Here is a 19,072-nt window from a genome sequence, read left to right as displayed (position 1 = left end):
TGCAACGGTGTCTGCACGCGCAGGCCGGGGGGGGGCAAGAAGCGGCGCCGCGAGCGCCGCCAGCGGAAGTTTCCATCATGGTTGCGACAGTGTGCGCGGCGGCTGCCAGTCTTGCGACTGCAACGACGCCAACGGGCGCGGCGGCGAGCGCCGCGCGGACGACGTGCGGCCGGCCCGGCCGGGCCGCGTCGCTGCGCCATGCGTTGCTCGCGGTGGCATGCGTGCTGGGCGCGGCGCCCGCCGTACTCGTCGGAGCGCCCGCCAGTGCCGACGATCCGGCCGACATCGTGCGCATCGTCACCGCCGCGAGCCGAGCCGATCCCGTCATGTCGCCACTCGACGCCGCCGTCCGTCAGGTCGTGCTGGGCATCATCAGCTTCACGCGCTGGCCGACGACGCCCGTCACCCTGCATCTGTGCGTGACGGGTCGGCCCGACTACGCGCATGGCCTGATCGACACGCTGCAGGCCGGCTCGACGCAGCTCGACGTGGAGCGCGTCCGCTTCGACGATGCGTCGCTCGGCATGGCCTGCGACGTCGTCTATCTCGGCATCATGAGCGGCGACGAGCGTGCGCGGGTGAGCGCCGCGGTGGCCGGCCATCCGGTCCTGACGATTTCGGAACACGATCCAGCCTGCACCGCGGGCAGCATGTTCTGCCTCAATGTCGACGGCGAACGCGTCACCTTCGACGTCAATCTCGACGCCGTGGCGCGCAGCGGCGTGCGTGTTCACCCGAATGTGCTCAATCTTGCGCGGCGGCCGGTGACGCCATGACACGGTCCGCGCCCGCCGCTTCCTCTTCGCGCATGTTGCGCCCGACGCTGCAGAGCGTGCTGCGCCGCGCGCACCTGCGGCTGGCGTTCGTCGCCGTCGCGATGGCCGCCGTGTCGTTGATCGTGGTCGCCGTGATCGCATTGCGCGCGTATGCCGGCAACAACCTGAACCTGCTGGCCCGCTCGCTCGGCTATACGGTGGAGGCGGCGCTCGTGTTCGGCGACCGCGTCGCGGCGGCCGAGGCGATCGCGCTGATCGCCGGCGACGAAGACGTCGCGCAGGTGGTGGTCACGGATGGCAAGGGCCAGCCGTTCGCGACGTGGCAGTTGCCCGCAGGCAGCGAAATCGCCCGGCTCGAGCGAGGCGTCGCCGATTTTGCGCTGCCCGGGCCGGTGACGATTCCGGTCGTGCACGACGGCATCGTCGTCGGTTACGTCGTCGTGCGCGGGCGGGGGCACCAGTTCTTCGGTTTCCTGCTGGGCGGCGTGGGCGGCATCCTCGGCTGCCTGGCCGTCAGCGTGTTCGGCGCATATGTCAGTTCAAAGCGCCTGCTGCGCAGCATCGTTTCGCCGTTGCGCGCGCTGGCCGGCGTCGCTCACGCCGTGCGGCGCGAGCGCGCGTTCGAGCAGCGCGTCAAGCCCGCGGCGATCGCCGAACTGAACGAGCTCGGCGACGACTTCAATGCGCTGCTCGACGAGCTGGAAGACTGGCAGAACACGCTGCGCGACGAAAACGCGTCGCTCGAACACAAGGCCACGCACGATGCCCTCACGGGCCTGCCCAACCGCGAGCAGTTCGAGTCGCGCCTCGCGCTCGCCCTCCGCGAGGCCAGGGTAACGAGCCAGCGGCTTGCCGTCCTGTATCTCGACTGCGACCGCTTCAAGGAGATCAACGACTGCTTTGGCCACGAAGCCGGCGACAAGGTGCTGATCGGCATCGCGGCCCGGCTGCGCGCGCAGTTGCGCGAGGCCGATCTGGTCGCCCGCCTGGGCGGGGACGAATTCGCCGTGATGCTGGCGCCCGTACGCGAAGCGGACAGCGTCGGGCGGATTGCCGACGCGATCGTGTCCGGCATGGTGCCGTCGATCGTATTGGCCGATGGCCGCGCGGTGCCGACCATGATGAGTGTCGGCGTTGCGCTGTATCCCGATCACGCGTCGGACGCGAGCGGCTTGCTGCGCGCGGCGGATGCCGCGATGTACCGGGCCAAGCGCACGCGGCCGGGGTCGTGGCAGTTGGCTGAGGGGGTCGCCGGGCCGGCTTGAGGTTGATCGCCTCGCGCAGTGGGCGGAGTGGTCGTGGCGGTTTGAAACCATGCGTGCGCGGCGGGCGCGCTTTGAGGGGAGGCGATGATGGAAAACCCGTTTCCTGTGAGCATTGGGCGGATGGGCATCGGCGGCGTGCTGCTGCTGTGCATGCTGCTCGGCGGCTGCAAGACGCCGCCGCTTCATCGCGGGCTGACGCAGACGCAGGTCACGGCGCTCAAGTCGGCCGGGTTCCAGGAGACCGAGCAGGGTTTCGAGTTCGGCTCGGCCGGGCCGATCCTGTTCGATTTCGACCGGTACAACCTCAAGCCCGACGTTCGCCGGATCGTCGAGCGGATCGGGCGCACGCTCACGTCGGCGGGGATCAATGGGGTGCGCGTCTATGGGTACTCGGATGACGAGGGGGCGGATGCTTATGACCTGGAGTTGTCCAGGCGTCGTGCGGAAGTCGTGGCGATCGAGCTCGTCGACGTCGGGCTGGATGCGAAGCGCATTGCGATCGAGGGGAGAGGAAAGCGCGAACCGGTGGGGGATAACCGGACGCCGGCGGGCAGGGCGCAGAATCGAAGGGCGGCGATTGTGGTTTCGCCGCGGTGAGGGGGCGGTTTTTTGCTTCAGGGGGATGGTCGAGGGCGGCGGCGCAAATCGTGAATGTATGCGCGGCGATCGCTTGGTCGTTCATCAACAGGCGAGTCGACTGATCTAATCCGGTCAGTAAGGGCCCGTGTCCCGGTACGGCCAGTTGGTACTGTGTTCCATGGTCGTCACGTAGACACCTGAGCGTTTGTTCAGCATCAAGCGGCGAACCTTCACGTTTATGACGTGCGGAACAGGCTCGTCGTCCGAAGCGGCCGCTCGCTGAAATGACGGCAGCCGGCCAGGAACGGTAGTTCTCCATCGAAGTGACTGGCCGTTCAGGCGGCTGCGCTTGAGTAGCGGACCGGCACGTTCGACCGTGTCTGACCTGTAGCACAGGGCTCCGCCGTGGAGCGGTCGACAGCGCCTTCGTGGCCAGTACTGACAGCGTGTGGAGCAGCGGGTTACGCGTCAGCCGCTACATCCTGCGGAGTCAATAGGGCATCGAATGACTTTTTCACCTCGGCAAGCCGCTCGCTAGTTCCTGCGGGAGCCTCTTGTGTGGTCCAGATGGTTGCCCAGTGGAGAGTCACAAAGCCTGTTGTCGACTCTAGAACCTGCGCAGAGACAGCCAGCGCGACGAGATAGCCGTCGACTTTGCCCAGATCAACCAATTTTCGAAGCTTCGACGCATTACGAGTGCAAAAGGCGGCGGCAGTGCTCCGTCCAATTTCAAGTAACTCGCCGGTTGTCCGGCAAACTCGCAGCTGTTCCGTAGGGACAAGGTCTTCGATATTCAACGCCACGATCCCATGATTCCCCGACTTGGCAATCTGGCTTGCACCCTTAGCGAGAGTGCGATCGAGGTTCTTCTCTGAGTAGATTTTTTTGCACGCGATGGAACATGGCCATGGTTCAAAGTCGGCGATGAGGTCTGGCTCTTCGAGCCGAACAGTTGTGCCCTGGAGTGACAAGCGGTAATAGAGTTCCAGTTCCCAGAGCAGGTCCTTTCCGGTCGACCTCTCAACGCTACCCAGCACGAATGGCTTTGCATGCATACGGTGCAAGGTCTGGTGAGCGGCTGGATTGTCTAGGGCATGCAGAACCGCCGCCGTTATCCTATGTGCATGGCCTGCTTGCACAACGGTGAGCGGATCGATCTGATCACGATCTTTCGTCTTCCAATCACGTGCGAATTTCTCGGTATGTTTGAACAGACGCCCCATCGGGCTGCCGTCATTAATTCGCCATCCTCTTTCTGAAAATGCGGACCTAACTCGGTCGATCCGGGCCGCGACGTCGTCATAGCTGTATTTGTTATACGGTTCGGGGTTTTGGCTGACCTGGGGCGTATTCAGTTGACTTTTTTCATGCGTCATTTAATGGTCCTTGAAGTGTATATTGGCTCAAATTTGCCACCGGTATCGTACGGCATTTGTGCGGAACTTGATGCTGGTATAGCGGGCCATTTTTCCCTAATAAAGCAAAAACTGAATCGCCGGCCGTCTGGACATGCACCAGTATTTCCAGGGCGCCGCGAGGCTTGGAGTGAATGGGGCACTGATTGCGTGGAACTGACTCAACCGATGCGATAAGCGATTCAACAAAATCGAATGGCTGCTCTCGTGGCGCTATCAGCCATAGCTCCGGGCACTGTCGGGTCGATTGCGGTCGCTAGGAGGTCTGACACTGGCCATCCACTCAAAGCTTCCTGCGCATCCGAACGATCACCATGGTCGAGCAACAGTACATCAGTATCGAAACGTGCTCATGCAGTGAGTCCGGTTTCAGTGAACTGTTTCGAATCGTCACGTACGGACTAATTGTGTCCCGAGATAGTACGACGTTCGCCCCTCGCTTCCCCCGCCTTCGCCATCAATGCACTCAGTGCACCGACCAAATCGCATATCTATAACCATCGGCTAAAGTGCGCCCAATCCGAAAACATCGGACAATCAATCACGGTCCAACACGCAATGTCCAACTGAAACGGATCGCGAGTGCGTGATGCGCGCGGATGAAAGTGCTGCACGCTCTGATTCCCGTCAAAGCATTGCTTTCATTGGAACGCAAAAAAGGAGGAATTCAAACCATAAAATCGCGGCAGTAAACGAGCGCGGGCCGCAAGTGCTACCAACACTCACGACCCGCTGACCACAGCCAACTGACAAGGAGTTGCCCATGGCTAAGGCGAATCATAAAGCACGCCCACCAATCACGGAACGTTACGTGACGATTCAGGAATCCTGGGGTGTTCCAAAACGCATGTACAACAGGCCGGAGTCGTTTTATCCGTGGCTGAGGATCGGCGGCATGTGGCTGATCAACGATGCGGGCTTTGTCCCGGGCCGAAAGGCGCGGATTACGATCGAGCCGGGCAGGCTGATCATCACGGCGCTGTGAGATACGCCGCCGCGTATGCGGCCGTGCTACGCGAAACCGCGTAGCACGGCGGATAGGGCAGCCCGCTGCCGCGCGTCGTCGTCGCGGAACACCCGCCGCGCCGAACTACTTCATCACGCGCCCAAGCACTTCACCCAATTCCGCATCCTCGAGCACCGGCGCGATATCGAGCGACATCAGGTCGCTCCACATGTACGCGAACTCGGTCAGCTTCTTCACGTCATCCGTCTCGAGCAGGTCGAAGCCGCCGCTCAGGTCGGCCCGGGTCCATCGGCCCAGCAGCGTGACGCCCGAAGGTGGGAGTCCGCCGGTGAGCCTGAACCGGTCGAAGGCTTCCGCCCTGGATTGCGTGTCAGGGGCCCAAGTGAAAGTCAGCAAGAATTTCATCGCTTACCCTCCTGCTATCCGCTGACCAATCGACGCTCGGGCAACGTCCGGGCGTGACCGACGAATGTATCGCGCCGTCGATCCTCCACGGTGGGTGGAGCGGGCTGGTTCAATCCATTTTAGGCAACCGGAAGCGTCCGGTTCAGCTGGGCGTGAAGGAGGGGCGAACGTCAGACGCGCGAGCCGTCACCATCCGAGATCGCATGACGATCGCGACACCCCCGCGCCACCCGTCGCCGTGCAACGCGTGCCGGTGCCGTTGTCATAGAACGTGCGTGTCTCGGGCTGCGGCACCGACGGGTCGTACGGATTCGGCACGCCGGGCAGCCCGTGCGGGCGGCCATACGGACGCACCGGTACGCGCGGGTTCGACGGCGAGTACGTCCGCGTCGCGGACAAGCCGCCCCCGTACGGCGAGCCGTTGTCCTTCAGATACGCGTCCCAGTTGAGCGCCCGCCGTTCATGCTCGGGCACGCGACGGCCGAGACCGTCCGCACCGGGCGTAACGCGGTTCGCGGGCCAGTGCGAATCGCCGGCGCGCTTGTCCCGCGCACGCGGCACGAGGCGGCCGCCGGACATTCGAAGCTCGCGGGTGTCGTTCGTCTCGAACGGGCCGTGCGTCGTGGGTGCGGCGTAGCGTCCGGCGTGCGCGTCGCGCGGGACGCGCACGCCGTTCGTCGCGCGCCGCTCGGCACGGAACACGTTCGTGCCGGCAGCGTCCGGGTTGGGTATGTCCTGGCTCCATGCACGGGCAGTCATGACGAAAAGCGCACCGGCGAGCGCGGCGGCGGGAACGAAGCGAATGGCGTGATTCATGGACGATGCAAGGCAAGCGACAGGCGTTGAAACAAACGGGCAGATCGCTGGCTGGCGGCAGGCGCGCATCGCGGCGGAGGGCTGGCTGGACTGCGGAAACGGCTTCGCATTATTTCATAAAAATAACGACATGCTTTCGCACAGCCAATAATCGTCGGCGAATTGAATGGGTCTCGATCCCTGCGCGACGCACTGCAATGGTGCCTGGTCCACATGCTGCCCGTGCCTATCGCCGGTCCGGTCCGGCGCTTTGCATCGCGCTGCTCCGCCACCGGATAGGACGGATTCCAGAATGCCTTGCCTGACAAGGCAAAGCGCGCGACGCCGGGTTGCGATCGCAACCGGATTGCGCTTCCGTCAACCATGCCCTTTTAAATCGGGTTGCGCCACCATCGCCACCGCACCCAGGGCAATCCTACGTGTTTTCCCTTGGTCAGCCGGCATTTTTGACAGATGATTGAAAAACGCCCATATAATTTCGACTGCCTTGCCAACGGCTGTCGGACCATCCCTCCGGCGTGCGGTTCGGCAAGCGGGGCAGGCGAAACGCTTGCGCAATGCAAGACGCATCACGTTGTCTTTCCGAACCACTCATCCCCTCCGGGGATGGTAAGAGCCGGGCCCCGCACAAGTCTCATTCCGCCGCAGGTCCGTCTCCGCGTCTCGGGCGTGTCCCATGTCCTCGCCCCGGGTGCTGTTCGATTGCGCAAGTCATGCCGCCTTTGCCCGTATGACTAACAACATCGAGGAGCTCCTGATGACGCTGTCCCGTCTTACGTCCATTTCCCTCGCCGCCGTGCTGTTCGCCGCCGGCGCCGCCGCCGCGCAAGCGGAAACCGTGAAGATCGCCATCGCCGGGCCGATGAGCGGCTCGGTCGCCCAGTACGGCGACATGGTGAAGGCCGGCGCGTTGACCGCGATCGAACAGGTCAATGCAGCGGGTGGTGCGGGCGGCAACAAGCTCGAAGTCGTACTGATGGACGACGCGTGCGAGCCGAAGCAGGCCGTCGCGGTCGCGAACAAGATCGTCAGCCAGAAGATCAAGTACGTGATCGGCCACGTGTGCTCGGGCTCGACGATTCCCGCCTCCGACATCTACGAGAACGAAGGCATCGTGATGGTCACGCCGTCGGCCACCGCGCCGCAGCTGACCGAAGGCAAGAAGCGCCACTTCATCTTCCGCACGATCGGCCGTGACGACCAGCAGGGCCCGGCCGCCGCGAAATACATCATCTCGAGCCTGAAGCCGAAGAAGGTCGCGGTGCTGCACGACAAGCAGTCGTACGGCCAGGGCATCGCCTCGTCGGTGAAGAAGGACCTCGAGGCCGCGAAGATCCCGGTCGTGCTGTTCGAAGGCGTCAACGCCGGCGATTCGGACTACTCGGCGATCATCACGAAGCTGAAGTCGCAAGGCGTCGACTTCGTCTACTTCGGCGGCTACCACCCGGAAATGGGCCTGCTGATGCGCCAGGCGCGCGAGCAGGGCGTGAAGGCGACCTTCATGGGGCCTGAGGGCGTCGGCAACAAGGACGTGACGGCCATCGCCGGCCCGTCGTCGGAAGGCATGCTCGTCACGCTGCCGGCCGATTTCACGGCCGATCCGGCCAATGCGTCGCTCGTGAAGGCGTTCGCGGACAAGAAGCGCGATGCGAACGGCCCGTTCCAGATGCCGGCCTACGCGGCGGTGAAGATCATCGCCGACGCAATCGCGGGCGCGAAGACGACCGACCCGACGAAGGTGGCCGCGTACATCCACAAGACGACGTTCGACACGCCGATCGGCAAGGTCGCGTACGACGCGCAGGGCGACCTGAAGGCGTTCAAGTTCGTCGTCTACACGTGGCACAAGGACGCGACCAAGACGGTCGCCGCCAACTAAACGGAGTACCCGCCCACGCACCCGCCCCGCTCGAAACCCGAGCGGGGCGGGTGCGTATTGGCTGCGCATGCGGCCATCGGGCGGCTCGTGACGATACCGTGCGCTTTGCCCGCAGCCCTGCCGCGATCCGGCGGCGGCGCGCGGCGCGGCGCTACCGGGAGCTTCCCGCACATGACTGATTTCTTTCCGCAATTCGCCCAGCAGCTGGTCAACGGCCTGACGCTGGGCGCGATCTATGCGTTGATCGCCATCGGCTATTCGATGGTCTACGGCATCATCGGCATGATCAACTTCGCCCACGGCGAGATCTACATGATCGGCGCATACGTGGGCCTCGTGACCCTCACTGCCATCGGCATCTCCGCCGGTTATCCGCTGCCGCTCGTACTCGGCGCGGCGCTGATCGTGTCGGTGCTCGTCACCGGCTTGTACGGCTTCGCGGTCGAACGCGTCGCGTACCGGCCGCTGCGCGGCGGCCCGCGCCTCGTGCCGCTGATCTCCGCGATCGGCATGTCGATCTTCCTGCAGAACTACGTGCAGATCGGCCAGGGCGCGCGCGACGTGTCCGTGCCGGTGCTGATCTCCGGCGCGTTCGAGATCCACCTCGGCGGCGACTTCGACGTGACGGTGCCGTATGCGCGCCTGCTGATCGTCTGCGTGACGATCGCGCTGATGATCGCGCTCACGCTGTTCATCTCGCATTCGCGAATGGGCCGCGCGTGCCGCGCGTGCGCCGAAGACATGAAGATGGCGAACCTGCTCGGCATCGACACGAACCGCGTGATCTCGTTCACGTTCGTGCTCGGCGCGATGCTCGCGGCCGTCGGCGGCGTGCTGATCGGCCTGACGATCGGCAAGCTGAACCCGTACATCGGCTTCGTCGCGGGCATCAAGGCGTTTACCGCCGCGGTGCTCGGCGGGATCGGCAGCATTCCGGGCGCGATGCTCGGCGGCGTGCTGCTCGGCCTGGCCGAAACCTTCGCAGCGGGCTACATGCCGGCCGAGTACAAGGACGTCGTCGCGTTCGGCCTGCTCGTGCTGATCCTGCTCTTCCGCCCGACCGGCCTGCTCGGCAAGTCGGACATCGAAAAGGTTTGAGGGAGACGCAGATGAGTCAAGTCATTTCCGTTCGCCGGCCGGCCGCCGGCGCGTCGTTCGGCGATACGCTGAAGAATGCCGTGGCCGCCGCGCTGCTGACGGCAATCCTCACGGTGCCCGTGCTCGGGCTGCAGCTGAAGCTCGAGGGTTACCAGGTCGTGCTCGAGCCGCACTGGCGCCCGGTGTGGATCGCGGTCGCGGCCGTGTTCCTGTTCCAGCTGTTCAAGCCGTGGCTCACGCGCGCGAAAGCCGCGGTCGCGCTGCCGGCGCTGCCCGAGATGGGCGCGAAGCAGCAGCGCGCGATCGTCTGGGCGCTGCTCGCGGTCGGCCTCGTGTGGCCGTTCTTCGGCTCGCGCGGCGCCGTCGACGTCGCGACGCTCGCGCTGATCTACGTGATCCTCGGCCTCGGGCTGAACATCGTGGTCGGCTTCGCGGGCCTGCTCGACCTCGGCTACGTCGGCTTCTACGCGGTCGGCGGCTATACGTACGCGATGCTCAACCAGTACTTCGGGCTCACGTTCTGGGAATGCCTGCCGCTCGCGGCGATCGCGTCCGCGACGTTCGGCTTCCTGCTCGGCTTCCCGGTGCTGCGGCTGCGCGGCGACTATCTCGCGATCGTCACGCTCGGCTTCGGCGAAATCATCCGCCTGCTCGCGAACAACCTGACGAGCCTCACCGGCGGCCCGGACGGCATCTCGGGCATTCCGAAGCCGTCCGTGTTCGGCTTCGAGATGGCGCGCTCGGCGAGCGTCGAAGGCGCGAAGACGTTCCACGAGCTGATCGGCCTCGAATACAGCGGCGAGCACATGGTGATCTTCCTGTACCTGCTCGCGCTGCTGCTGGTCGGCTTCACGCTGTTCGTGACGAGCCGCCTGATCCGCATGCCGATGGGCCGCGCGTGGGAAGCGCTGCGCGACGACGAGATCGCGTGCCGTTCGCTGGGCCTGAACCCGACCCGCATCAAGCTGTCGGCGTTCACGCTCGGCGCGGCGTTCGCGGGCATCGGCGGTGCGTTCTTCGCGGCGCGCCAGGGCCTCGTGAACCCGGAATCGTTCACCTTCATCGAGTCGGCGCTGATCCTCGCGATCGTCGTGCTCGGCGGGATGGGCTCGCAGCTCGGCGTGATCCTCGCGGCGATCCTGCTGACGATCCTGCCCGAAGTCGCGCGCGGCTTCGCCGAGTACCGGATGCTGATCTTCGGCCTGGTGATGGTGTTGATGATGATGTGGCGTCCGCAGGGCCTGTTGCCCGCGAGCCGTCCCCACGTGGAGCTGCCGCAATGAGCGCGAATGCAGAACTGTTGAAGGTTGCCGGGCTGCAGATGCGCTTCGGCGGGCTGCTCGCCGTCGACGGCATCGATTTCGACGTGCGCCGCGACGAGGTGTTCGCGATCATCGGGCCGAACGGCGCGGGCAAGACCACGGTGTTCAACTGCGTCGGCGGCTTCTACAAGCCGACCGCGGGCGAAGTGGTGCTCGACGGGCACCGCATCGCGGGGCTCGCGAGCCACCAGATCGCGGTGAAGGGCCTCGTGCGCACGTTCCAGAACATCCGCCTGTTCAAGTCGCTGACGGTCGTCGAAAACCTGCTGGTCGCGCAGCACCGCAAGGTGAAATCCGGGCTGTTTCACGGCCTGTTCGCGACGCCGGCCTACCGGCGCGCGGAGAAGGAAGCGCTCGAACGCGCGGCGGTGTGGCTCGAGCGGATGAACCTGACGTCGGTCGCCAACCGGCCGGCGGGCACGCTGTCGTACGGCCACCAGCGCCGCCTCGAGATCGCGCGCTGCATGATCACCGAGCCGCGCCTCCTGATGCTCGACGAGCCGGCGGCCGGCCTCAACCCGCAGGAGAAGATCGAGCTGCAGCAGCTGATCGACCGGCTGCGCCGCGAGTTCGGCGTGTCGGTGCTGCTGATCGAGCACGACATGAGCCTCGTGATGGGCGTGTCGGACCGCATCCTCGTGATGGAGCACGGCCGGCCGATCGTGATCGGCACGCCGGAGGCGGTTCGCAACGATCCGCGCGTGATCAAGGCCTATCTGGGGGAAGAGTGATGCTGAAGCTGGAACAGGTCCATACGCACTACGGCGCGGTCGAGGCGCTCGCGGGCGTGTCGATCGAAGTGAACAAGGGCGAGATCGTCACGCTGATCGGCAGCAACGGCGCCGGCAAGACGACGCTGATGATGACGGTGTGCGGCACGCCGCGCGCGTCGTCGGGCCGCGTGCTGTTCGAGGGCAACGACATCACCGGGATGTCGACGCACCAGATCATGCGGCAGGGGATGGCGATCTCGCCGGAAGGGCGGCGCGTGTTCCCGAGCCTCACGGTGCTCGAGAACCTGAAGATGGGCGGGTTCTTCGCGAGCCGCCATGAGATCGACGACGGCATCGAGCACGTGTTCAAGCTGTTTCCGCGCCTGAAGGAGCGTTCGGCGCAGCGCGCGGGCACGATGTCGGGCGGCGAGCAGCAGATGCTCGCGATCGGCCGCGCGCTGATGAGCAAGCCGCGCCTGCTGCTGCTCGACGAGCCGACGCTCGGCCTCGCGCCGCTCGTGATCGCGCAGATCTTCGACATCATCCGCACGATCCGCGACGAGGGCGTGACGGTGTTCCTCGTCGAGCAGAACGCGAACAAGGCGCTGCAGGTCGCCGATCGCGGGTATGTGCTGGAGACGGGGCGGGTGGTGCTGGCGGACACCGGCGCGAACCTGCTCGCGAACGACCGGATCAAGCAGGCGTATCTGGGCGGTTGATTCGCGTCATCGACGAAGATGAAAAGACCGGGCAATGCCCGGTCCAGATTGCCGACAAAGCCCAGGGCCATTCCCTGGGCTTTGTTGTTTAATGGGCGTCATGCTAAAGACCCCGACGCTCGCCCAGCACGAACTCGAGAGGGTGACGCTCGAGGAACGCGTGCCGAAGGACCACTTGCTGCGCCAGATCGACGCGGCGGTGGATGTCGAATTCATCCGCGACAAGGTCGCCCGCGGCGCGCGGCACTGGATCGATCGAGGGCACGGCCGATAGTTTCGTGAGGACGGAAAGCCTCACAGCGCAGGCCATGTCGCGCGCGTCATCCCGGGTGAATATTCACGTCGGTGATGACGCCGGTTCCACGATCGATGCGGGCATAATGCCGATTCCCTTCATCGCACACGAGGTCACGATGCGCGCCTTGTCCGACGCCCCCGATACCGAATTCAGCGCGGTCCGCTTCGTGCTGACCGACATGGACGAGACCCTCACGTATCGCGGCCGGCTGTCCGCCGTGACCTACGCGGCGCTCGAGCGGCTGCAGGCGGCGGGCATTCGCGTGATCCCGGTGACGGCGGCGCCCGCGGGCTGGTGCGACCAGATGGCGAGGATGTGGCCGGTCGACGGCGTGATCGGCGAGAACGGCGGCGTGTTTTTCCGGCGCGACGACACGGGGCACGGCGTCGTCCGGCACTTCTGGCACGCGGACACCCCGGCGCACGAGATCGCCGCCTGTGTCGCGCCGATCGCGCAGATGGTGATGCAGTTGCTGCCGGATGCACGGCTCGCCGACGATCAGCCGTTCCGGATGACGAGCGTGGCGTTCGCCCGTTCCGGCGACGCCGCGTTCGACGATCGCGTCGCGCAGGCGCTCCGGCAGGCCGGCGCGGACGTCACCGTGAACAACCTGTGGGTGCTCGGCTGGCTGGGCGGATACGACAAGCTCGCGATGGCGCGCCGCGTGCTCGCGCAGCACTACGGCGTCGATATCGAACAGGAACGGCACGCGATCCTTTACAGCGGCGATTCCACCAACGATGCGCCGATGTTCGAATTCTTCGCGCATACGGTCGGCGTCAGCACCGTCACCGCGTATCTCGACCAGATTCCGGTGGCGCCGCGCTGGATCACCCGCGGGCCCGGCGGCGCCGGGTTCGTCGAAATCGCGGACGCGGTGCTGGCCGCGCGGCGCCAGGCGGGGGCGTGACGGCGCGGGCTACGCGTGCTTTGCCAGGTATTTGCCGATCAGCATCATCTGCAGGGTCCAGCCGTGGTCGTTCATCTCGTACGCCTTCGCGCGCCGCTCCGCGAACAGCTGGTCGAAACCGGATTCGGTGAGCGTCAGCAGCGTGCCGTCCGGTTGTTCCGCGAGCACGAATTCGATCAGCGTCATCGGCTCGCTCGAATAGTCGACGGACGGATTGATCGCGAACGGATGCCAGCGGAACGAGAACAGGCGCTTCGGCTCGACGCGGTCGACGACGATTTCGAATACCGTGCCGGCGTACGGCTCCTGCGCCTTCGCGACGTCCGCGTCGACGCGCGTCGGCGTGATCCGGCCGAACAGCCGCTGGCCGGCGACGAACGGCCCGTCGAAGGTCACGCCGAACCAGATGCCGAATTCGCCGGCATTGCTGACGGCTTCCCACACGCGATCCGGCGATGCGGCCAACAGGGTCTGCTTTTCGATGCGATCGGTCTGCTGTGTCATGACGCTCTCCTTGGGTTCATGAAACGTCGCCGCTGTCCTGCGTGCGCGTTAGCGCATCACCGCATCACCGCATCCGGCACGTCGAGCACGACGTCCGAGGTCGCGATCGCGACGCACGGCAGCGTATAGCCTTCAGCCTTTTCCTCGCGGCTCAGCCCCGGCCATTCGATCGTATAGCGTACGCTGCCGCTGACGATCCGGCACAGGCACGTGCGGCACGTGCCGTTGCGGCACGAGCGCGGCAGCGACACGTCGGCGAACGCGGCGGCTTCGAGCAGCGTCAGCGAGTCGGGTGCGTCGAAGCTCACGCCGAGCGGTTCGATGCGCACGAGAGGCGGGTGTGTGGAATCGGTCATGTCGGTACAAGGCGGCGGGGCGCCACGGCAAGCCGCCAAGCATACCCGAAGCAGCCCGCGGCGGCCGGCGGCCCGCGCCGTCAGTGCCTGCGCAGATGCCGGTACACGGTATTGCGCGCGAGCCCGAGCTCGCGCGCGGTTGCCGACACGTTGCCGCCGTGCCGCGCGAGCACCGCGTCGATCACGGCCGCCTGGTGATCCTGCAGCGTCGTCGCCTCGGGCGCCGCCGCCCGGCTTGCCGGCGCTTCCGGCGCGGCCGATGTGGGCGGCGCCGCGTCGCAATCGAGCCAGAAATCGTCCGGCAGGTGCGCGAGCGCGATTTCCGCTTCGTCCTCGGCGAGCATGCCCGCGGTGCGCAGCACGTTGGTCATCTGCCGCAGGTTGCCGGGCCAGCGATGGCGCGCGAACGCCGCGAGCACGTCGGGCGCGATGCGGCGCGGCATCGGTTCGCCGTGCGCGAGCCGGTCGAGAATCCGTTCGACGAGCGCCGGCAGGTCGGTGCGCGTCGCGAGCGGCGGCAGCGTCACCGCGAGGCCGTTGATCCGGTAGAACAGATCCTCGCGGAACGTGCCCTCCGCGATCATCGCGCGCAGGTCGCGGTGCGTCGCGCACACCACCCGCAAATCGACCGGCACCGCGCGCGCACCGCCGAGCGGCATCACCGCGCGTTCCTGCAGCACGCGCATCAGCCGCACCTGCTGCGCGAGCGGCATGTCGCCGATCTCGTCGAGGAACAGCGTGCCGCCGTCGGCCTGCGCGATCTTGCCGGGGCTGCCGCGCTTGCGGGCGCCGGTGAAGGCGCCGTCCTCGTAGCCGAACAGCTCGGCCTCGATCAGCGAATCGGGCAGCGCCGCGCAGTTCACCGCGACGAACGGGCCGTCCGCGCGCGGCGACGCGTCGTGCAGCGCGCGGGCCAGCCATTCCTTGCCGGTGCCGGTCTGGCCGAGGATCAGCAGCGGCAGGTCGCGCCCGCGGATCTTCGCGACCCGTTCCAGCACCGCGGCCATCCGCGCGTCGCCGGTGTCGAGCGTCGCGAACGTGATCGCGCCGGGATCGGCGGCCGGGGCGCGCGCGATCTGCACGGCAGCCGGCGTGACGGCGGCCGTCGTCTTCTGCGCATCCGCGAATTCGCAGCGGGCGAGCACGCGCACGCCACTCGCGAGCGTCAGCCGCACCATCGCGCCGGCCGCGCGCGCGGCCTGCTGCGCGAGCAGGCCGAACGACATCCCGAACAGCGCGTCGCAGCCTTGATGCTGCAGCGCGTCGAACGGCGCGCCGAGCTGGAACAGCGCGCTGCGGTTCGCGGCGATCAGCCCGCCGTCGGGCCCGAACGCGACGAGCCCGGCGAACAGCGAATCGACGCACTCCTCGTGCGCGTGGAAGCGCACGCGCAGCGCCTCCGCGCACTGGTTCGCGAACAGGTGGTTTTCGATCAGCTGCGCGGACATCCGCACGAGCGCGAGCGTGTGCGAGCTGACGCCGCGCGGGTCGCCGCTCACGTCGAGCGCGCCGAGCGTGCGGCCGAACGGATCGACGATCGGCGCGCACGAGCAGGTGAGGATGCGGTTCGCGCGCAGGAAGTGCTCCGAGCCGTGCACGGCCAGCGCCTGGCCCGACGCGAGCGCGGTGCCGATCGCGTTGGTGCCGCGCGCGCCCTCGGCCCATGACACGCCCGGGCACAGCGCGACGCGGTTGGCCTTCTCGATGAAGTCCGCATCGCCGATGCTGTGCAGGATCACGCCGTGCGGATCGGTCAGCAGCACGAGGCTCTGCGTGTCGGCGATCTGCGCGTGCAGGTTCTCCATCACCGGGCGGGCGTGCGCGAACAGCGAATGATTGACGTCGATCAGCTCGCGCAGCGCGACGCGCGACAGCGGCGAGAAATCGGGCAGTTCGTCCGCGCGCAGGCCGACCGCGCTCGAGCGGGCATGCGCCTGCGCGAGCAGGTCGACGCGGCCCGCGGTGGCGGGCAGCACGGAAGATTGGGGCATGACGTGTCTCCAGTCCTGAAGCCGTCGGCGGGGTACGTTCCCCGCTCGCGACGCGCGAGCACCAGGCCGGCCGCGCGGGCAACGCTTCATCATACAAGCGCCGCGCCGGATGCGCGACCACGGGCAAATTCTGCTTGCTTTTGGGCGGGCGGCTGCAATGATGGAAACGGAGCACGCTCGCGCCTGGTTCCGCATTGCAGCACGCATGCGCCGCGACATGCCTCCGTGCGGGGAGAACCATCATGGTTCGGACGGAACTGAGGATCGTACTGGCGGCCATCGCCACGTTCATCATGCTCGGCGGCATTGCCGTCGCGATCCACGGCCTGCTCTTCGATATCGAGGACGCGTTGCGATACGGCGCGGCGGCGATCGCGCTGGGCGTCACGACCGCCGCGATCACGCTCAACGTGTGGCCGAAAGACCCGCACTGACGCCGCGCCGGCGCCTGCGCCGGCTCCCCGATTGACCTGACGAAACCCGCGTCGGAACGCCGCGCGTCGCAATATTTGCCTCCTGCGCGAAACCGTCTAAAGTGAATGCAACCGGTCAGCATTGTCCGCGCCATGCCCCGCGCGTCATGCAGTGGCCGGCCAGCCCGCGAACACTTCGTCCGGCCGGTAGCGGACGACGTACGCGGTCATTCATTTTCTACCGGACGGTTGAGGCGCTCATGCAGATTCATTTCCCGAATGAGGCGCCCGAGTATTCGGGGCGCGAACTGATGCTCGCATTTCCGGCGCTGGTCAATGGCGAGCGAGTCCAGTGCCACATCACCGCGGAGGCGCTCGAAGACCACTTCGGGGCGGCTTCACCGCGCTTCGAGGATATGGTCGGCGCGTTCGACATGCACCGGGAGCGGATCGAGGCGGCTGCCCGGCGCCTGCTGTCGGAAACGCGGGCGCAATGCGTGACGTTGCGCAGCGGCTACGTGCGCTTCTACGAGGCGAACTGGCGCTGACGGTCGAGCCGGCGCAGCGCGTTCGGTGCCGATCAGTCGGGCGCCCGGACGGCATCGATTCTGCGCGCGTCGAGCGACGCGCGCGGTGGTTTCCTGTCCGCTGCCGCGCATGCCGGTGAACCCCTCTTCCTGACGAATCCGTGCCGTTCGGCCGATGCCGCGCGGCATGTTCACATGCGCGCCGCGCGCAAAAACGACGACGCCACCCGAAGGTGGCGTCGTCGTTTTTTTGCGGCGCGTCAGGTCGCGCTCATTCGCTGCCGAGGTAGAAGAAGCGGAACAGGAACACGGCCGCGATGATCCACACGATCGGCTTGACCTGCTTCACCTGGCCGGTCAGCAGCTTGAGGCCGCCGTACGCGATGAAGCCGAACGCGACGCCGTTCGCGATCGAATACGTGAACGGCATCAGCAGCGCGGTGAGCGCGGCCGGCACGGCTTCGGTCGCGTCGTCCCACGGCACGTCGACCATGTCGCGCAGCATCAGGCACGACACGTACAGCAGCGCGGGCGCGGTCGCGTAGCCGGGCACGACGCCCGCGAGCGGCGCGATGAACAGGCACGCGAGGAACAGCACCGCGACGGTGATCGCGGTCACGCCGGTGCGGCCGCCGGCCTGCACGCCGGACGCGCTTTCGATATACGCGGTGGTCGACGACGTGCCGAGCACCGAGCCGGCGACGATCGCCGTGCTGTCGGCGAGCAGCGCCTTGTTCAGGCGGCCCATCTTGCCTTCGACGAGCAGGCCCGCGCGGTTCGCGACGCCCATCAGCGTGCCGGTCGCGTCGAACAGCTCGACGAGGAAGAACACCAGGATCACGTTGATCACGCCGGTCGACAGCGCCGCGCCGATGTCGAGCTTGAACAGCGTCGCGTCGATCGACGGCGGCGCGGAAAACACGCCGTGGAATTCGTTGCCGCCGAAGAAGAACGACAGGATCGTCACGCCGAGGATGCCGATCAGGATCGCGCCGCGCACGCGCAGGTGGTCGAGCGTGACGATCGTGAAGAAGCCGATGATCGACAGGATCGTGGTGGGCTTGTGCAGGTCGCCGAGCGTGACGAGCGTGGCCGGGCTGCCGACGATCACGCCGGACGTCTTCAGCGAGATGATGCCGAGAAACAGGCCGATGCCCGCGGTGATCGAAATGCGCAGCGATTTCGGAATGCCGTTGACGATCGCCTCGCGCACGCGGAACAGCGTGACGAGCAGGAACAGGCAGCCGGAGATGAACACCGCGCCGAGCGCGGCCTGCCACGTGAAGCCCATTCCCTTGACCACCGTGTACGCGAAGTACGCGTTGAGGCCCATGCCGGGCGCGCACGCGATCGGGTAGTTCGCGTACAGCCCCATGATGATCGACGCGAGCGCCGCGACGAGGCAGGTGGCCACGAACACGGATTCCTTCGGCATGCCGGCGTCGCCGAGGATCGCGGGGTTCACGAAGATGATGTAGGCCATCGTCAGGAACGTGGTGACGCCCGCGAGTATTTCGGTGCGGAAGTCGGTGCCGGCTTCATCGAAGCCGAAATACCGCTTGATGGATTCCATGTAGGCGTTTCTCCGGTCGGGTTGTCGTGTTGCTTGTTGCGTTGATTTGTTTTAGCGGTGCGGCCAGCCGGGTAGGGCCGGCGTACTGTAACCAGCCACTATTGCGCGACTATCGGCGGATTGTAATAGCCGGGATAGGTCGGACGATATAGTCGTGGGGCACGATCGGCCGCGGCACGCGTGCCGGCGGCATGGCCGCGCGACGGCGGCGCGCATTTTACCGGTTCGGGCGGCAAGCGGCGGCGAAACGGGGGGAGCGCGGCGGAAAACGGGCGGGCGGGATGCGCCGCCGCGTGCGGGGGCGGCGCAGACACGCGGCTGAAACGGTGCATCCGCATGCTGGATGCAAGGGGCGCGCGGTGATTCTTATTCTTCAGTCCATTGCCGCGCGGGAATCGAACAATCCTGCGCCGAAGCCGTCCCGTGCGCAACAGTCATCGCGTGCTGCGCTGCGGACTGTGGTTTCTGTGTAAAAGAGTGCAAGACCGTATCGCGTTAATCAGCAACTGTTTCTAGGATAGAGAAACCGTGCACGCACACCGGGCC

20 protein-coding genes and 1 pseudogene are annotated in these 19,072 nt (G+C 66.2%); 14 read left to right on the top strand and 7 right to left on the bottom strand.

What is annotated here, in order from left to right; genetic code table 11:
• Positions 1-77 precede the first annotated feature (77 nt).
• The 3 genes from yfiR to yfiB all read left to right on the top strand — a co-directional run bounded on the left by yfiR (position 78) and on the right by yfiB (position 2,638).
• A complete protein-coding gene (gene yfiR / locus HWY45_RS16375) occupies positions 78-776 on the top strand; it encodes a regulatory sequestration protein YfiR (RefSeq protein WP_059801671.1) in 699 nt (232 codons plus the stop codon).
• Complete coding sequence (gene dgcN, locus HWY45_RS37165) at positions 773-2,041, top strand: diguanylate cyclase DgcN/YfiN (RefSeq protein ID WP_059884694.1); 1,269 nt, start codon at positions 773-775, stop codon at positions 2,039-2,041. Before yfiR ends, dgcN begins: the two co-directional genes overlap by 4 nt.
• Positions 2,042-2,128: 87 nt before the next feature.
• Complete coding sequence (gene yfiB / locus HWY45_RS16365; protein WP_059801797.1) at positions 2,129-2,638, top strand: outer membrane lipoprotein YfiB; 510 nt, start codon at positions 2,129-2,131, stop codon at positions 2,636-2,638.
• A gap of 443 nt (positions 2,639-3,081) precedes the next feature.
• Here yfiB and HWY45_RS16360 read toward each other — a convergent pair whose 3' ends face one another.
• Complete coding sequence (locus HWY45_RS16360; RefSeq protein ID WP_124490879.1) at positions 3,082-3,996, bottom strand: hypothetical protein; 915 nt, start codon at positions 3,994-3,996, stop codon at positions 3,082-3,084.
• 802 nt (positions 3,997-4,798) lie between these two features.
• On the opposite strand from HWY45_RS16360, the gene HWY45_RS16355 reads away from it, so the two are divergent.
• Positions 4,799-5,020 carry a SymE family type I addiction module toxin gene (locus HWY45_RS16355; RefSeq protein WP_059884698.1) on the top strand — a complete coding sequence of 74 codons (222 nt, stop codon included), beginning with the start codon at positions 4,799-4,801 and terminating at the stop codon, positions 5,018-5,020.
• 105 nt (positions 5,021-5,125) lie between these two features.
• On the opposite strand, the gene HWY45_RS16350 is transcribed toward HWY45_RS16355, so the two are convergent.
• Entirely contained in the window at positions 5,126-5,407 is a 282-nt protein-coding gene (locus tag HWY45_RS16350; protein ID WP_059884700.1) for a DUF3303 domain-containing protein, read from the bottom strand.
• A 186-nt stretch (positions 5,408-5,593) separates the two neighbouring features.
• On the bottom strand, positions 5,594-6,223 hold the full coding sequence (locus tag HWY45_RS16345) for a hypothetical protein (RefSeq protein WP_059884702.1): 630 nt from the start codon (positions 6,221-6,223) through the stop codon (positions 5,594-5,596).
• On the opposite strand from HWY45_RS16345, the gene HWY45_RS16340 reads away from it, so the two are divergent.
• From HWY45_RS16340 to HWY45_RS16305, 8 genes are all read left to right on the top strand, one after another.
• Positions 6,222-6,374, top strand: a complete 153-nt coding sequence (locus HWY45_RS16340) for a hypothetical protein (RefSeq protein ID WP_155628641.1) — start codon at positions 6,222-6,224, stop codon at positions 6,372-6,374. The two genes, HWY45_RS16345 and HWY45_RS16340, sit on opposite strands and share 2 nt — an antisense overlap.
• Before the next feature lie 606 nt (positions 6,375-6,980).
• Positions 6,981-8,102 carry a branched-chain amino acid ABC transporter substrate-binding protein gene (locus tag HWY45_RS16335; protein ID WP_059562638.1) on the top strand — a complete coding sequence of 374 codons (1,122 nt, stop codon included), beginning with the start codon at positions 6,981-6,983 and terminating at the stop codon, positions 8,100-8,102.
• Positions 8,103-8,273: 171 nt separating this feature from the next.
• Positions 8,274-9,200, top strand: a complete 927-nt coding sequence (gene livH, locus HWY45_RS16330) for a high-affinity branched-chain amino acid ABC transporter permease LivH (protein ID WP_017328684.1) — start codon at positions 8,274-8,276, stop codon at positions 9,198-9,200.
• 11 nt (positions 9,201-9,211) lie between these two features.
• Positions 9,212-10,483 carry a high-affinity branched-chain amino acid ABC transporter permease LivM gene (locus HWY45_RS16325; RefSeq protein WP_059562399.1) on the top strand — a complete coding sequence of 424 codons (1,272 nt, stop codon included), beginning with the start codon at positions 9,212-9,214 and terminating at the stop codon, positions 10,481-10,483.
• On the top strand, positions 10,480-11,253 hold the full coding sequence (gene livG, locus HWY45_RS16320; RefSeq protein WP_059562402.1) for a high-affinity branched-chain amino acid ABC transporter ATP-binding protein LivG: 774 nt from the start codon (positions 10,480-10,482) through the stop codon (positions 11,251-11,253). The genes HWY45_RS16325 and livG overlap by 4 nt, the downstream gene beginning before the upstream one ends.
• On the top strand, positions 11,253-11,954 hold the full coding sequence (locus tag HWY45_RS16315; protein ID WP_059562405.1) for an ABC transporter ATP-binding protein: 702 nt from the start codon (positions 11,253-11,255) through the stop codon (positions 11,952-11,954). The genes livG and HWY45_RS16315 overlap by 1 nt, the downstream gene beginning before the upstream one ends.
• A 100-nt stretch (positions 11,955-12,054) precedes the next feature.
• Positions 12,055-12,228, top strand: a complete 174-nt coding sequence (locus tag HWY45_RS16310; RefSeq protein ID WP_155631193.1) for a hypothetical protein — start codon at positions 12,055-12,057, stop codon at positions 12,226-12,228.
• Positions 12,229-12,367: 139 nt separating this feature from the next.
• Complete coding sequence (locus tag HWY45_RS16305; protein ID WP_059884785.1) at positions 12,368-13,162, top strand: HAD-IIB family hydrolase; 795 nt, start codon at positions 12,368-12,370, stop codon at positions 13,160-13,162.
• A gap of 9 nt (positions 13,163-13,171) precedes the next feature.
• On the opposite strand, the gene HWY45_RS16300 is transcribed toward HWY45_RS16305, so the two are convergent.
• The 3 genes from HWY45_RS16300 to HWY45_RS16290 all read right to left on the bottom strand — a co-directional run bounded on the left by HWY45_RS16300 (position 13,172) and on the right by HWY45_RS16290 (position 16,013).
• Entirely contained in the window at positions 13,172-13,666 is a 495-nt protein-coding gene (locus HWY45_RS16300) for an SRPBCC family protein (RefSeq protein WP_059801663.1), read from the bottom strand.
• 56 nt (positions 13,667-13,722) lie between these two features.
• On the bottom strand, positions 13,723-14,022 hold the full coding sequence (locus HWY45_RS16295; RefSeq protein WP_059801661.1) for a 2Fe-2S iron-sulfur cluster-binding protein: 300 nt from the start codon (positions 14,020-14,022) through the stop codon (positions 13,723-13,725).
• Positions 14,023-14,102: 80 nt separating this feature from the next.
• Positions 14,103-16,013, bottom strand: coding sequence for a sigma-54-dependent Fis family transcriptional regulator (locus HWY45_RS16290; protein ID WP_059801659.1), 1,911 nt, complete (start codon positions 16,011-16,013; stop codon positions 14,103-14,105).
• 157 nt (positions 16,014-16,170) lie between these two features.
• Here HWY45_RS16290 and HWY45_RS16285 point away from each other — a divergent pair.
• Together HWY45_RS16285 and HWY45_RS16280 are read left to right on the top strand one after the other, a co-directional pair.
• Positions 16,171-16,447 (top strand): annotated as a pseudogene (locus tag HWY45_RS16285) (DUF2964 domain-containing protein).
• Positions 16,448-16,686: 239 nt separating this feature from the next.
• Positions 16,687-16,974: a DUF1488 family protein gene (locus HWY45_RS16280; RefSeq protein WP_059562417.1), complete on the top strand. Its 288-nt coding sequence runs from the start codon at positions 16,687-16,689 to the stop codon at positions 16,972-16,974.
• Between the two features lie 250 nt (positions 16,975-17,224).
• Here HWY45_RS16280 and HWY45_RS16275 read toward each other — a convergent pair whose 3' ends face one another.
• Complete coding sequence (locus HWY45_RS16275) at positions 17,225-18,526, bottom strand: NCS2 family permease (protein WP_059562421.1); 1,302 nt, start codon at positions 18,524-18,526, stop codon at positions 17,225-17,227.
• Positions 18,527-19,072 lie beyond the last annotated feature (546 nt).

The sequence above is a fragment of the Burkholderia stagnalis genome, from assembly GCF_902830275.1.
In the GTDB taxonomy this organism is placed as follows: domain Bacteria; phylum Pseudomonadota; class Gammaproteobacteria; order Burkholderiales; family Burkholderiaceae; genus Burkholderia; species Burkholderia stagnalis.
Note: the sequence above shows the minus strand (reverse complement) of the source record. Positions and strands in the feature narration are given on the sequence as shown.

What these genes read in the sequence shown, in the direction of transcription:
- dgcN (WP_059884694.1), top strand. Translation starts at nt 773, where the DNA reads ATGACACGGTCCGCGCCCGCCGCTTCCTCTTCGCGCATGTTGCGCCCG.
- HWY45_RS16275 (WP_059562421.1), bottom strand. Translation starts at nt 18,526, where the DNA reads ATGGAATCCATCAAGCGGTATTTCGGCTTCGATGAAGCCGGCACCGAC.
- HWY45_RS16350 (WP_059884700.1), bottom strand. Translation starts at nt 5,407, where the DNA reads ATGAAATTCTTGCTGACTTTCACTTGGGCCCCTGACACGCAATCCAGG.
- livG (WP_059562402.1), top strand. Translation starts at nt 10,480, where the DNA reads ATGAGCGCGAATGCAGAACTGTTGAAGGTTGCCGGGCTGCAGATGCGC.
- HWY45_RS16315 (WP_059562405.1), top strand. Translation starts at nt 11,253, where the DNA reads ATGCTGAAGCTGGAACAGGTCCATACGCACTACGGCGCGGTCGAGGCG.
- HWY45_RS16305 (WP_059884785.1), top strand. Translation starts at nt 12,368, where the DNA reads ATGCGCGCCTTGTCCGACGCCCCCGATACCGAATTCAGCGCGGTCCGC.
- HWY45_RS16340 (WP_155628641.1), top strand. Translation starts at nt 6,222, where the DNA reads ATGGACGATGCAAGGCAAGCGACAGGCGTTGAAACAAACGGGCAGATC.
- HWY45_RS16310 (WP_155631193.1), top strand. Translation starts at nt 12,055, where the DNA reads ATGCTAAAGACCCCGACGCTCGCCCAGCACGAACTCGAGAGGGTGACG.
- HWY45_RS16280 (WP_059562417.1), top strand. Translation starts at nt 16,687, where the DNA reads ATGCAGATTCATTTCCCGAATGAGGCGCCCGAGTATTCGGGGCGCGAA.
- HWY45_RS16335 (WP_059562638.1), top strand. Translation starts at nt 6,981, where the DNA reads ATGACGCTGTCCCGTCTTACGTCCATTTCCCTCGCCGCCGTGCTGTTC.
- HWY45_RS16345 (WP_059884702.1), bottom strand. Translation starts at nt 6,223, where the DNA reads ATGAATCACGCCATTCGCTTCGTTCCCGCCGCCGCGCTCGCCGGTGCG.
- HWY45_RS16290 (WP_059801659.1), bottom strand. Translation starts at nt 16,013, where the DNA reads ATGCCCCAATCTTCCGTGCTGCCCGCCACCGCGGGCCGCGTCGACCTG.
- HWY45_RS16355 (WP_059884698.1), top strand. Translation starts at nt 4,799, where the DNA reads ATGGCTAAGGCGAATCATAAAGCACGCCCACCAATCACGGAACGTTAC.
- HWY45_RS16300 (WP_059801663.1), bottom strand. Translation starts at nt 13,666, where the DNA reads ATGACACAGCAGACCGATCGCATCGAAAAGCAGACCCTGTTGGCCGCA.
- yfiR (WP_059801671.1), top strand. Translation starts at nt 78, where the DNA reads ATGGTTGCGACAGTGTGCGCGGCGGCTGCCAGTCTTGCGACTGCAACG.
- livH (WP_017328684.1), top strand. Translation starts at nt 8,274, where the DNA reads ATGACTGATTTCTTTCCGCAATTCGCCCAGCAGCTGGTCAACGGCCTG.
- yfiB (WP_059801797.1), top strand. Translation starts at nt 2,129, where the DNA reads ATGGAAAACCCGTTTCCTGTGAGCATTGGGCGGATGGGCATCGGCGGC.
- HWY45_RS16325 (WP_059562399.1), top strand. Translation starts at nt 9,212, where the DNA reads ATGAGTCAAGTCATTTCCGTTCGCCGGCCGGCCGCCGGCGCGTCGTTC.
- HWY45_RS16295 (WP_059801661.1), bottom strand. Translation starts at nt 14,022, where the DNA reads ATGACCGATTCCACACACCCGCCTCTCGTGCGCATCGAACCGCTCGGC.
- HWY45_RS16360 (WP_124490879.1), bottom strand. Translation starts at nt 3,996, where the DNA reads ATGACGCATGAAAAAAGTCAACTGAATACGCCCCAGGTCAGCCAAAAC.